Origin of the sequence: Paenarthrobacter sp. CC6 (assembly GCF_040560085.1) — a bacterium.
Taxonomy (GTDB): Bacteria; Actinomycetota; Actinomycetes; order Actinomycetales; family Micrococcaceae; genus Arthrobacter; species Arthrobacter nicotinovorans.
This window is the reverse complement of record NZ_JARDAN010000010.1, coordinates 193,122-206,491: the sequence shown is the minus strand read 5'-3', so window position 1 is coordinate 206,491 and position 13,370 is coordinate 193,122. Positions and strand designations below refer to the sequence as shown.

The following is a 13,370-nucleotide window of genomic DNA, read 5'->3' as shown; positions in this document are numbered from 1 at the left end:
GGCGAAGTTCCGTCCCTCCCGGCCCCTCCGGCCATCATCAAGGAAACAAGAATGACCAGCCCAACCCACAAAGAGCCCGCAGAAGTGTGGCTCATGCCGGTATTTATCGCCAAAGCAGGACGCGAAAGCGAGCTGCAAGGAGTCCTTGGCTCACTGCAGACGAACAGCCGCAAGGACCAGGGCTGCCTGGAGTACACCGTTTTCGCCGATGGGCAGCAGCCCGGCACCTTCGTCATGTTTGAAGGCTGGGCAAGTGCCGAGGATCTCGAAGCCCACAACCGGCAACAGCATGTGAAGGACTTTGTGGATGCGGTAAAGACATTGCTGGAAGTGCCCTTCTCAGTGACCACCCTCGCGCCCATCAGGTGAAACGCCAGGTGCCCCGCCCCCGGAAGGGAGCGGGGCACCTGAGTAAGGCGCGGGGCCTAGGCGAAGTCGGAGACTGCCGGGTCCGGGCCGATGCGGCCTTCAGCGCCGCGGTCCAGGCTGTTGATGGCCTCGACGTCGGTGGCGTCCAGCGTGACGTCCAGGGCTGCGAAGTTCTCCTGGATGCGGGACTCCGTGACCGACTTGGGGATCACGACGTTGCCGATGGCCAGGTGCCATGCGATGACAACCTGCGCCGGCGTGGCACCATGCTTGGCTGCGATCTCAGCAATCGTGGCGCTCTCCAGGAGCTCGCCACCCTGGCCCAGCGGGGACCATGCCTGCGTGAGGATGCCCTTGGAGGCGTTGAATTCGCGCAATTCGGCCTGGTTGAAGAAGGGGTGCAGTTCAACCTGGTTGATGGCCGGAACGACGCCGGTTTCATCGATGATGTGCTGCAGGCCTTCCTTGGTGAAGTTGGAGACACCAATGGACTTCACCCGTCCGCGCTTCTTGAGCTCGATGAGGGCCTTCCAGGTATCGACGTACTTCTCCTGCTTGGGCTGCTGCCAGTGGATGAGGTAGAGGTCCAGGGTTTCCAGGCCAAGGCGGTCGAGTGACTTCTCGAAGGCCTCCAGGGTGGATTCGTAACCCTGGTCCGCGTTCCAGAGCTTGGTGGTGATGAAAATTTCTTCGGCGGAGAGGCCCGAAGAGGCGATGGCACGGCCAACGCCGGCCTCGTTACCGTAGATCTTTGCGGTATCGATGTGGCGGAACCCGGCGTCGAAAGCCTGGCGTACTACCTTTTCGGCTACATCGTCTTCAACCTGCCATACCCCGTAGCCGAGCTGGGGGATGGTGTTGCCGTCGTTAAAAGTAAGTTCTGGTGACGAAGTCATGGTTGTCATCCTGCCAGCTACCGCCTGGGTCATGGGCCGATTATGACGAAGATCAGCTATCCGCTTAACTTCTTGCATGCAGGGAATAAGGGCGCACGCGTGTAGTTGTCAACGCCTGCCTTATTTCCGGATTACTCCTGATTACTTAGTTTCCGGATCAGGGATTGAGTTGGCGCTCCGCGTCGGCCACCTGCTCGAAGACGGACTCAGCACGGCGCCGGACGGATAATGCACCGACCGGTACAGGACCTACAGCCAGACGCAACATCGCCGCAGCCTCAGCCGTGGTGGCGAGCGAGTTGCCGGCTTTGGACAGCGCCCTGTGCACGCCCGCGAGCGCTCCTGGCACGTCCAGCCCATCGCTGGGCGAGCGCTTTTGCGCCTCTACGCAGATGCTCCGCACCCGTGGGGACAACTCCGCCAGTTCATTGGCGATCTCCACAAGCTCGTTGTAGAGCTGCTCGTCGTCCACGCCTTCAAGGACTTGGTGATAACGGTCCAGCCCGCGATGGAAGCGGTCGTGGGCGCGGCGCCACAGGCCCTTGCCGAGCTCAAGATCGTCCTTCCGTCCCTGCCGGACGGCCCCAAAGAAACCCACCCGCGAACTCAGAGGTACTGGCCCGGGCCGTGGTCGGGATCTTCCGGGCGTCCATTGGAAGCAGCACCCGAAGCCCCGGGCGCAGCAGCCCGCTGCGGTTGCCCGTTTTCACCAATGATGATGCCCGGCGCGATAACCGTACCCGGGGGCAGCTGCCGAAGCTGCATTTGCGCGGCAGCGTGTTCTTTCGCTGCCTGCTGGGCGGCAATGGCTGCCTGGATGCCATGGAACAGCCCTTCCAACCAGCCCACCAGCTGGGCCTGTGCGATGCGAAGCTCAGCGTCCGAGGGGGCCTTGTCCTCGGGAAACGGGAGGCTGATGCGTTCCAACTCGTCAATGAGCTCAGGTGCCAACCCATCTTCGAGCTCCTTGATGGACCGCTCGTGGATCTCGGCGAGGCGACCGCGCGCTGCATCATCAAGCGGGGCGCTCTTAACTTCTTCCAGAAGCTGACGGATCATCGTGCCGATCCGCATCACCTTGGCAGGCTCGTCCACCAGTTCCTGAAGGTTGCTGGGCTTGGGCTTGACGTCATTCGCTGCCTCGCCCTGCGGGGATTGCCCGCCATTGGGCGCAGCCGCATCCCCGTCCAGTGTGGTTCCTTCCACGGGAGTGTCGTCCGAAGCCTCATCCGTGGGCTGAATGTCGTTCAGATCGCTCATTCGTTCATACTCTCATGTGCTTCCCGTGAACCTCCGGCCACAGCCGGATTTTGGACTTCGTTCGTAGCGAAACTACAGCTCAGCAGCAGCGGCCCTGGGGATTGCTGTCCTGCCGGTCCATCCGGTCCCGCCAAAACTCGCGTTCAGTCATGGCGGGACCGGCGTGGCCGGAGGCGGTGAAGTGCTCAAGATATTTCGTGTACGCGTCAGCGCCCATAAGCGAACCCATGTATGCGGCAAAGCCCCGAAAGCCCCTTGTGACCGCGTTCATCAGTGATGCCCCGCCTTGTGGGTGCGCTTGTCAGCAGGCAACGCGTTCCATTCGGCGAGCAGCGCTTTCTCAGCCGGGGTGGGAAGGAGTCCTGCAGGAGCAAACACCTTGGACGGCACGGCAGGATCTTCATGATCCTGTCCCCCACCGGCCCGGATGGCCTTGACGGTGGCGATCAGGGCCGTGAGGATCACGATGATGCTCAAGACCACAAAGATCACCGACAACCATCCCTGAATGGCCGTATTCCGGACGACAGCTTCCATGGCCGCGACGCTCTTGGCCGTGCCGAACTCCGTCTTGCCATCGGCAAGTGCCTTGGAGAAGGCCTGGTTGTTGGCGAAATAGCCTACGGCCGGTACCGGGGAGAAGATCTTGTGGAAGCTGGCAGTGATGGTGACGACGGCCGCGAAAGCCAGCGGGACGGCCACGATCCACAGCCACTTGAACGTGCCCCGCTTGGCCACGATGGCCAGGCACACCGCCAGGGCGATGGCTGCCAGCAGTTGGTTGGCGATGCCGAACAGCGGGAACAGCGTATTGATGCCGCCCAGCGGATCCGTCACACCCATCAACAGCACAGCGCCCCAGGCACCCACCATGATGGCCGTGCAGAGCCAGGCACCGGGGCGCCATGAAGCTTCCTTGAACTTGGGAACAAAGTTGCCGATGGAATCCTGCAGCATGAACCGGGCAACGCGGGTTCCGGCGTCCACGGCGGTAAGGATGAAGAGCGCCTCGAACATGATGGCGAAGTGGTACCAGAACGCCATCATGGCGGGACCGCCGATGAACTGCTGCATGATGTGCGCCAAGCCAACTGCCAGCGTCGGGGCACCGCCGGAGCGGGAGATGATGCTTTCCTCGCCCACGTCCTTGGCCGTCTGGGCCAGCACGTCCGGGGTGATGTTCACGTTGGCCAAGCCCAGGCTGTTCACCCAGGTGGCGGCTGACTCCACCGTGCCGCCGGTCAGTGCCAGGGGCGCGTTCATGGCGAAGTAGATGCCGCGGTCAATCGAGATTGCAGCCACGAGTGCCATGATGGCCACGAACGACTCCATCAGCATGCCGCCGTACCCGATGAAACGGGTCTGGCGTTCCTTCTCGATCAACTTGGGGGTGGTCCCCGAGGAAATGAGGGCGTGGAAACCGGACAAGGCACCGCAGGCAATCGTGACGAACAGGAACGGGAACAGCGCGCCGGAGAACACCGGACCGTTCTCGCGGCCCGCGAACTCGCTGAAGGCAGGGACGGTGATTTCCGGCCGCACAACGATGATGGCGAGGGCCAGCATCACGATCACGCCGATTTTCATGAACGTGGAAAGGTAGTCGCGCGGCGCGAGCAGCAGCCACACGGGCAGGATCGCGGCAATGAATCCGTAGATGATCAGGCCCCAGGCGATGGTCACCTTGTCCAGGTGGAAGAATGCCGCACCCCACTCGGTACCAGCCACAGCACCGCCTCCGATGATGGCCGCCATGAGCAGCACGAAACCAATGATAGAAACCTCCATCACCTTGCCGGGCCGGATGAACCGAAGGTACACGCCCATGAACAGCGCAATCGGGATGGTCATTCCAACGGAGAAGACGCCCCACGGGCTCTCACCCAGGGCATTGACCACTACCAGCGCAAGGATGGCCACGATGATGATCATGATCAGCAACGTTGCGATCAAGGCCGCTGTACCGCCAATGACTCCCAGTTCCTCACGGGCCATCTGGCCCAGGGACCGGCCGCCTCGACGCATCGAGAAGAACATCACCAGATAGTCCTGCACGGCACCGGCAAACACGACGCCGATGATGATCCAGATGGTGCCTGGAAGGTAACCCATCTGCGCCGCGATGACCGGACCCACCAAGGGGCCTGCACCGGCGATCGCCGCGAAGTGGTGCCCGAACAGGACGTTCCGGTCCGTGCGGACGTAGTCCTTGCCGTCGGCCTTATACTCGGCGGGCGTAGCCCTTCGGTCATCCGGCTTCAGCAGGTAGCGTTCAATGACCTTTGAATAGAAGCGGTAGCCGATGAGGTAGGTACAGACTGCGGCGAAGACAAACCAGATGGCATTCACCGTCTCGCCGCGAACCAGGGCGAGCATGAACCACGCCACTGCACCGAGCAGCGAAATCGCCACCCAAAGACCGATTTTCGCCGGAGTCCATTTGCGTTCCTCGGCGTCCCGGGCGGAATGGTCCACCGCGGGTGCAGGCAGCGTAGGATCAAGTCCTTCCATGAGTCCGGTCTGGTCAGGATTCTTGCCCATATCTCCTCCTTGAGAACTGCTGCGCTGCCTTGGCTCGGACGTGCGTCACGGGCAAGTTAGCAATAAGGTTCCCCGGGAAGTGGCCGTACTCACCGCCGGATCCGTTGGCTGCGCTGAGCGGTAGCCTGCCTGCGGCAAACGGTGGGCCGGTTGTACAGCTAGCTGGCACCAGCGGTGCTTGACCCGCCCTTGCCCAGGCTCTGCACCATGCGGGCTTCGCACAGGTCCAGCCACCGGACTTCGGCCTCTGCCTGGAACACCAGGGAATCGAGCACCAGCAGGAACGCCGTGTCGGCTGAGCGCTGGTTGGCCGAGACCGCTTTGCGCGCCTGGGTGTGCTCCTGCAGCGCCTTGACGGAAACTTCGCGCTGGGACTGGATCACCGCAGCGGCATCCACCCCGGGCATGGTCACGGCGAGCGCGAGTTTGATGGCGATCTCGTTCCGCGGCGGATTTCCCCGGTCGACAGCCCCGGAAAACCACGCCGCGACTTCCGCGACCCCAGCTTCAGTGATGCTGTAGATGACGTGCCCGCCGCCGTCGTCGCCGTCCTTGCTGACCAGGCCGTCGCGCTCAAGCCGGTCCAAGGTGGTGTAAACCTGGCCGATGTTCAGCGGCCAGGCGGCGCCGGTCCGGTCCTCGAATTCGACACGCAACTCATAGCCATACCTGGGCTGGTCCTGGAGCAGGGCCAGAAGGCTGTGCCGGATGGACATGGAGCTCCTTGCTGCGGGTTGGCTGGAATGTCAGAGGAGCAAGAGGACCTTGCCCACGTGCTCCCCCGAGTCGAAGTACTCATGCGCTTCGCGGACCTGGTCCAGCGGAAACGTCTTGGCGACGAGCGGCGTGATACGACCGTCGGTGACCATGGGCCACACGGACTCGCGCACCGCCGTCATGATGATGCCTTTTTCGGCAACCGAACGGGGCCGGAGGGCTGTGCCGATCACGGCTGCACGCTTGCTGAGGAGCTGGCCCAGGTTGATCTCCGCCTTGGCGCCGCCCTGCAGCCCGATGATGATGAGCCTGCCGTACTCAGCGAGCGCGTCGACGTTCTGCTGGAGGTACTTGGCACCCACAACGTCGAGGATAACGTCCGCGCCTTTGCCGCCGTTTTGTGCCTTGAGGCTTTCAACGAAGTCTTCTTCGGTGTAGTTGATGGCGATGTCGGCCCCGAGGAACGCCTTGGCCGTGCCGACTTTTTCATCCGACCCCGCCGTTGCCGCAACTGTGGCACCGTAGGCTTTCGCGAGCTGGATGGCCATGGTGCCGATTCCGCCGGTGGCGCCGTGGATGAGCACCGTCTCTCCGGGTTGCAGCTGGGCCGTCATGATGAGGTTCGAGTACACGGTCGCGGCAACCTCGGGCAGGGCAGCTGCGGTGATCAGGTCCACGCCTTCAGGAACGCGGAGTACCTGTTCGGCAGGAACCGCCACCTGTTGGGCGTAGCCGCCGCCGGAAAGCAGCGCCACTACCTTGTCCCCCACGGAGAAGGCCTTGGTAACGCCGGGGCCGAAAGCGGAGATCCGACCGGAAACCTCGAGTCCGGGGATTTCCGATGCCCCGGGCGGCGGTGGATAGAAGCCGCGGCGCTGCTGGACGTCCGCACGGTTCAGGCCCGCAGCAACGACGTCGATCAGTACCTCGCCATCGCCCGGCACCGGGGAGGGGACCTCGCGGACCTCGAGGACTTCGGGCCCGCCCGGCTCTGGGATAAAGACGGCTTTCATGACGAACTCCCGGTTTCTTGCTTGTCCGCCGGCCCCGGGACGGGGACTGGTGGACGTGATGTTTTGGAACAGCCAACTCCCTATGAAACACTACTAGGCGAGGAAGGTTGTCCGAGCGGCCTAAGGAGCTGGTCTTGAAAACCAGTGTGCGGTAACCCCGTACCAAGGGTTCAAATCCCTTACCTTCCGCCAACGAATGCCCCGGGTTCTTCAAACCCGGGGCATTTTTGTTGCTTCCGGTACCTGCTCGCCCCCCGCTCCGGGAACCGGCTTCCGGCAGATCATTGAAAGTGTCAGACCCCCGGCATAGTGTTCTGACTGTCTCCACACGACCGACATCAGACGCGGTTTTCATCGCGGAACAACAACAGGAGCCTCACCTATGCCAACCCCTGACATCGCTCCGGGAGCACCTTGCTGGATCGACCTGATGACCTCCGATACCGAACAGGCGAAGTCTTTCTACGGCACCCTTTTCGGTTGGACGTTCGAGACCGGCGACCAGGAGAAGTACGGCGGCTACATCACAGCGTCCAAGGACGGCCGGATGGTTGCAGGGATCATGCAGAAGCAGGAGGACATGGGAGCCATGCCGGATGTGTGGTCCACTTACCTGCGCACCGATGACATCAAGGCAACCACGGAAGCCGCAGCTGCCAACGGCGGCCAGGTGTACCTGGAACCGATGGAGGTTCCCGAGCAAGGCAGCATGGCCATGTACGGTGACTCTTCGGGTGCCTCGATCGGTGCTTGGCAATTCGGGGAGATGAAGGGCTATGAGATCGCAGCCGAGGCCGGCGCTCCAGCTTGGCATGAGCTCCTCTCCAAGGATTACGACTCCGCGGTCGCCTTTTACCAGAAGGTGTTCGGCTGGGAAACGGACGTCATGAGCGACACCCCTGAGTTCCGGTACACCACCCTCGGCTCGGGAGACAACGCGCAGGCCGGCATCATGGATGCCTCCGGCTTCCTCCCCCCGCAGGTCCCTTCCATGTGGAGCGTGTACTTCGCGGTGGCGGACACCGATGCCACCGTTGAGCAGGCTGCGGCCTTGGGCGCCACCGTCATGGAACCCGCCGAAGAGACGCCCTTCGGCCGCTTGGCAACGTTGTCCGATCCCACGGGTGCCGTCTTCAAGGTGATCCAGGAGCAGGGCCAGACGGCCTAGACTATGAAAATTCGGGTCCAGCCGGTCTGCCTCCTACCCAGGGGCAGTCCGGCCGGAGCCTCTCATCGTCGGCCTTGGGGGATCGACCGGCGTGGGAATACCTTGTTGGGTCCCTCATCGTTGACCACAGTGCCTTTCCGATCAGGAATCCTGTGCTCCTTCTGGAATGAGGACCAGAATGCTCCACCTTTCAAAGACCCTCAGGGCTGCTGCCGTGCTGACCATGGCATCGCTGGCACTGGCGGGATGTTCGCTCATCAGCAGCGGGGACGCCAAGCGGGATGAATCCGGCAAAGCAACGGAATCGTCCAAAGCAGACGCCTTCAAAGTGAAACTGGGCGACTGCATCGCCAACCCTGATACCCAGGAAGTCGTGGACGTCACCATCATTCCGTGCGACCAGAGCCACGACCTCGAGGCCTACGCCGTCACCAAAATGGACACGTCCGCGTTCCCCGGTGACACCGAAGTGGGCACCAAGGCAGAGGAGTTCTGCGGTGCCCAGTTCGCAACTTTCGTAGGCGTACCCTTCGAAGAGTCCGCCCTGGATGTCACTTTCCTCCACCCCACCAGCGATTCCTGGAAGACCGGCGATCGTGAGATCGTCTGCCTGATCGGCGCTGCTGCTGGAGCCGCAACCACCGGAACCCTCAAGGGCGCGGCCAAGTAGGAGCCTCGGTGGCCGGGAGAACCTTCCGGCCACCGATGCGCCACCTCCCATTCATCCGTTCGTGTTCAGCTATGCCCGAGGCAGCTTTACCCCGGAGTAACTTCCGGGCATATCGCCCACTTCACAAGACAGCGGGCGTCGTCCACAGGGCCCCACAGGGCTCCCTAATGAAAGTTAGAGCGGATGCAACATCAATATTGGAAATCAGCTGCGGGAACGGTCCTGTCAGTCGGGTTGCTTGCAGCCCCGCTGACCGCGGCACCCGCCTTCGCGGCGGACGATCCGGCAGCACCCACCGGCACTTCGCCAGTGGTAATCAATGAGGCGTACCTCAGCGGCGGCAGTACCGGCGCCGCCTTCAAGAACAAGTTCGTGGAGCTCTACAACTCCTCGGACACTCCCGTCAGCCTGGCTGGATGGTCCCTGCAGTACAGATCAGCCACCGCCACTACGGCACCTACCGGCATCACTCCCTTGACGGGCAGCATCCCGGCCAAGGGCTACTACCTGGTTCAGGGAGCCACGAACAACGGCAGTTCCACGGCCCCGAACCTCCCCACGCCCGATGTGCAGGCAACCGGCACCCTCAATCCCAGCGGCACCACGGGAACCCTGGTCCTGGCCAAGCAAGCCAACGCGGTCTCACCGCTCCCTGCCGGCTCGGTCACCGGAAACCCCGCCATTGCCGACCTCCTTGGCTACGGCACCTCCAACACCTTCGAGACCGCCGCAGCCAGCGCACCTGCCGGCAACGCAGACGTCAAGAGCCTGAATCGAACCAACGGTGTGGACACCGACTCCAACGCCGCCGATTTCAGCCTCAGCACCACCATCACCCCGACAGGTTCCAACGGCGGAACCCCGCCCACGGACCCCGGTCCGCAGCCCGGCGTCAAGACCATCGCAGAGATCCAAGGCACCGGCACGGCAAGCCCGTTCGTAGGCAGCGCCGTCACGACGCGCGGCAAGGTCACGGCCGTCTACGCAACCGGCGGATTCAACGGCTACTACGTCCAGACCCCCGGAACCGGCGGCGACGCCGGCGGGGCGGCCAGGACGGCGTCGGACGCTTTGTTCGTCTACTCGCCTACGACGGCGGCAACGGTACAGCCGGGTGACTACCTGGAACTCACCGGAGCCGTGAGCGAATTCGCCAACCAGACCCAGATCACGGTCGAAGCCGCAGGCTTGAAGAAGCTCAGTGAGGCAGCGCCCGAGGTCAAGTCCACCCCGTTCTCCCTGCCGGCCAATGAAGCCGCCCGTGAGAGCCTGGAGGGCATGCTCGTCGCTCCGCAGGGCGAGTTCACCGTCACGGACAACTACTCCCTCAACCAGTACGGCGAGGTCGGCTTGGCGGCCGGCACATCACCACTGGTGCAGCCGACGGCAGTGGCCACTTACGGTTCGCCGGAGTACGCCGCTGTGGTTGCCGACAACGCCCTGCGGGCCATCAAGCTCGACGACGGCGCGTCCACGAACTTCCTCAAGGACGCCACCACCAAGGCACAACAACTGCCGTACCTGAGCACCTCTGATCCCGTGCGGGTCGGATCGCCGGCACAGTTCCGCACCGACGTGATCCTGGGCTACGGCAACAACTCCTGGAAATTCCAGCCGCTGGCCGCGCTGACCCCGGCCAACGCGGACTCAGTCCAGCCTGCGTCGTTCACCTCCACCCGGCCCGACGGTCCGGCCAACGTTGGTGGAAACCTTAAACTGGCGTCCTTCAACGTGCTCAATTACTTCCCCACCACCGGGGACCAGCTGAGCGGCTGCGTCTTCTACACCGACCGCGAGGGCAACCCGATTACGGTCAAGGAAGGCTGCAACGCCCGCGGAGCCGCCAACGCGGAGAACTTCGAGCGCCAGCAGGCCAAGATCGTAGCAGCCATCACCAAGTCCGGCGCGGACGTCATATCCCTTGAAGAGATCGAGAACTCGGCACAGTTCGGCAAGAACCGCGACGATGCCCTGTCCAAGCTGGTTGACGCGCTCAACGTCAAGACTCCGGGTGTTTGGGACTACGTGCGGACTCCGGCCAACGCTCCCCCGCTGAGCGATGAGGACATGATCCGCACCGCGTTCATCTACAAGAAGGCCGCTGCCGAGCCCGTGGGCGAGTCCATCATCCACAACGACACCGTGGCCTTCGCAAGTGCCCGCAAGCCGCTGGCACAGGTGTTCAAGCCGGTGGGCGCTGCCGACGACAAAAAGTTCATAGCAATCGTGAACCACTTCAAGTCCAAGGGTTCCGCGGCCACCCCGGACGATACCGACAAGGGCCAGGGTGCCTCCAACATCGCCCGCACCAGGCAGGCCGAATCGTTGCTCGCATTCTCCAAGGACCTGCAGGCTTCCAAGGGCACGGATAAGGTCTTCCTCATCGGTGACTTCAACGCCTACGCCAAGGAAGATCCCATCAACGTCCTGACGGGCGCCGGCTACACCGACCTTGAGGCCGGCACCGGCAAACACTCCTACCTGTTCGGTGGCTTGGTGGGTTCGCTTGACCACATCCTCGCTTCCCCGGCGGCTGCGGAAAAAGTCACCGGGACCGACATCTGGAACATCAACTCCGTAGAGTCCGTCGCGCTGGAATACAGCAGGTATAACAACAACGTGACCAACTACTACGCCGCGGACGAATTCCGGGCCAGCGACCACGACCCCGTAGTGGTTGGACTGAACCTGACTCCCGACGCACCGGCCACCGTTGACCTGCAGTTCCTGGGCATCAACGACTTCCACGGCCGCATCGACACCAACACCGTGCTCTTCGCAGGAACCGTGGAGAAACTCCGTGCCGCTGCAGCACCGGGCGCAACGGCGTTCATCTCCGCTGGTGACAACATCGGCGCTTCCTTGTTCGCGTCGTCAGTGGCGAAGGACCAGCCCACGATCGACGTCCTCAACGCGCTGGAGCTGCAGGCTTCCGCTGTGGGCAACCACGAGTTCGACGGCGGTTGGCAGGACTTGCGCGAGCGAGTCATCGCCGGAGGGACCAACGCAAGGTTCGCCTACTTGGGTGCGAACGTCTACCAGAAGGGCACCACCACCCCGGTCCTCCCGGAGTACAAGGTACTGGACATGAACGGGATGCGCGTGGCCGTGATCGGCACCGTCACCCAGGAAGTTCCCTCCTTGGTAACTCCGGCCGGAATTGCCGATCTTGAGTTCGGGGACCCCGTGGAAGCCATCAACCGGGTGGCGGCAAAAATCAAGGCTGAGAACCTGGCAGACCTGATCATTGTGGAGAACCACGACGGCGCCGCTTCCGGTACGCCCGAAGGCGCCACTTTGGAACAGGAAGTCGCAGCAGGCGGACCGTTCGCCAAACTGGTCAACGAAACCACTCCTGACGTCGCTGCCATCTTCACCGGCCACACGCACAAGGAGTACGCCTGGGACGCACCGGTCCTGGACGCCAACGGCCAGCCCACAGGCAAGACCCGGGCGATCGTGCAGACCGGCAACTACGGCGAAAACGTGGGCAGCGTGACGCTCACGGTAGACACCGCAAGCAAGTCCGTCACTGCCTACAAGGCCGCTGTGGTGGACCGGACGACCGATACCGCCGAGAGCCTCGTGGCCAGCTACCCGCGGGTGGCGGCAGTGAAGACCATCGTGGACAAGGCCCTTGCCCAGGCTGCCGAGATCGGCAACCAGCCGGTGGGTGCAGTGACCGCTGATATCACCACCGCTTTCACCCCGGACCCCGCCGGCGGGGCTCCCAAGCGTGACGACCGCGCGAGCGAGTCCACGCTGGGAAACCTGGTGGCGGACTCACTGGTGGACACGCTCAAGGCGCCTGAACTGGGCTCGGCGGAGATCGGCGTCGTAAATCCCGGCGGCCTGCGCAACGAGCTCTATTACGCACCGGACGGCACCATCACCTACGCCGAGGCCAACGCGGTGCTGCCGTTCGTGAACAACCTCTGGACTACGTCCCTGACCGGCACGCAGTTCAAGACACTTCTTGAACAGCAGTGGCAGACCAACCCGGACGGCACTGTTCCCAGCCGCCCGTACCAGCAGCTGGGTCTGTCCAAGAACGTCAACTACACCTACGACGCCGCCCGCCCTGCAGGTGACCGCATCACCGGCATCTGGGTAAACGGCGCCGTGATCGACCCCGCCAAGCAGTACAGGATCGGCACCTTCAGCTTCCTGGCAACCGGCGGTGACAACTTCCGGGTCTTCAAGGAAGGCAGCAACACCAAGGACACCGGCCTGGTGGACCGTGATGCGTGGATCAAGTACCTGCGCGAACACAACCCGGTGTCCCCGGACTTCGGGCGCCGTTCGGTTGCCGTCGCCAACTCGACGGCGGCCCAGGTTAAGGCCGGTGAGCCCATCACCCTGACTGTTTCCAAGCTGAATCTGACGTCGATCGGCAGCCCGGCCAACGCCTCGCTGAACGCCGTCTTCGTGGACAGCAAGGGCGCCGCTGTGGCGCTCGGTTCCGTGCCGGTGACGGCAGGCGCGGCAACGGTGAACCTCAAGGTTCCCGCGGCGGCAGCTGCAGGTACCGGCACCCTGGTGCTGACCGCCGTCGAAAGTGGAACGGTGGTGAAGGCTCTGATCACTGTGGCGGACAGCGGACCGCAACCGCCCCAGTGCACCCCACCCACCAAGCCGTCCAAGTGGTACGACATCGCGGGCTGGCTGCGGTATGCCTTCGCCTGGTTGGACTACCAGAAGTGCTTGAGGGGCTGACCACTCCCGGCAAAAGCAAC

General features: G+C 63.1%; 11 protein-coding genes and 1 tRNA gene. 5 read left to right on the top strand and 7 right to left on the bottom strand.

Annotation, left to right across the window (positions count from 1 at the left end):
• Positions 1-51: 51 nt before the first annotated feature.
• Complete coding sequence (locus PV760_RS12795) at positions 52-369, top strand: putative quinol monooxygenase (protein ID WP_064722640.1); 318 nt, start codon at positions 52-54, stop codon at positions 367-369.
• A 56-nt stretch (positions 370-425) separates the two neighbouring features.
• Here the strand turns inward: PV760_RS12795 and PV760_RS12790 are convergent, their stop codons facing one another.
• From PV760_RS12790 to PV760_RS12760, 7 genes are all read right to left on the bottom strand, one after another.
• Positions 426-1,265, bottom strand: coding sequence for an aldo/keto reductase (locus PV760_RS12790; protein WP_055973260.1), 840 nt, complete (start codon positions 1,263-1,265; stop codon positions 426-428).
• Positions 1,266-1,422: 157 nt separating this feature from the next.
• The gene (locus PV760_RS12785; RefSeq protein ID WP_018777925.1) at positions 1,423-1,863 is read right to left on the bottom strand and encodes a hypothetical protein; all 441 of its coding nucleotides are present in this window, start codon (positions 1,861-1,863) and stop codon (positions 1,423-1,425) included.
• An 8-nt stretch (positions 1,864-1,871) separates the two neighbouring features.
• On the bottom strand, positions 1,872-2,525 hold the full coding sequence (locus PV760_RS12780) for a bacterial proteasome activator family protein (protein ID WP_039239748.1): 654 nt from the start codon (positions 2,523-2,525) through the stop codon (positions 1,872-1,874).
• Between the two features lie 79 nt (positions 2,526-2,604).
• Complete coding sequence (locus tag PV760_RS12775; protein ID WP_018777927.1) at positions 2,605-2,796, bottom strand: YbdD/YjiX family protein; 192 nt, start codon at positions 2,794-2,796, stop codon at positions 2,605-2,607.
• Positions 2,796-5,066, bottom strand: coding sequence for a carbon starvation CstA family protein (locus tag PV760_RS12770; protein ID WP_039239745.1), 2,271 nt, complete (start codon positions 5,064-5,066; stop codon positions 2,796-2,798). The genes PV760_RS12775 and PV760_RS12770 overlap by 1 nt, the downstream gene beginning before the upstream one ends.
• Positions 5,067-5,224: 158 nt before the next feature.
• Entirely contained in the window at positions 5,225-5,782 is a 558-nt protein-coding gene (locus tag PV760_RS12765) for a PadR family transcriptional regulator (RefSeq protein WP_055973252.1), read from the bottom strand.
• Positions 5,783-5,812: 30 nt separating this feature from the next.
• Positions 5,813-6,796, bottom strand: coding sequence for an NAD(P)H-quinone oxidoreductase (locus PV760_RS12760; protein WP_039239742.1), 984 nt, complete (start codon positions 6,794-6,796; stop codon positions 5,813-5,815).
• Between the two features lie 101 nt (positions 6,797-6,897).
• Between PV760_RS12760 and PV760_RS12755 the strand changes: the two genes are divergently transcribed.
• From PV760_RS12755 to PV760_RS12740, 4 genes are all read left to right on the top strand, one after another.
• Positions 6,898-6,988 (top strand) — tRNA-Ser (locus PV760_RS12755).
• Between the two features lie 190 nt (positions 6,989-7,178).
• The gene (locus PV760_RS12750) at positions 7,179-7,964 is read left to right on the top strand and encodes a VOC family protein (protein WP_018777931.1); all 786 of its coding nucleotides are present in this window, start codon (positions 7,179-7,181) and stop codon (positions 7,962-7,964) included.
• A 178-nt stretch (positions 7,965-8,142) separates the two neighbouring features.
• Positions 8,143-8,634: a septum formation family protein gene (locus PV760_RS12745; protein ID WP_018777932.1), complete on the top strand. Its 492-nt coding sequence runs from the start codon at positions 8,143-8,145 to the stop codon at positions 8,632-8,634.
• 183 nt (positions 8,635-8,817) lie between these two features.
• Positions 8,818-13,350 carry an ExeM/NucH family extracellular endonuclease gene (locus PV760_RS12740; protein WP_354627899.1) on the top strand — a complete coding sequence of 1,511 codons (4,533 nt, stop codon included), beginning with the start codon at positions 8,818-8,820 and terminating at the stop codon, positions 13,348-13,350.
• Positions 13,351-13,370: the final 20 nt, after the last annotated feature.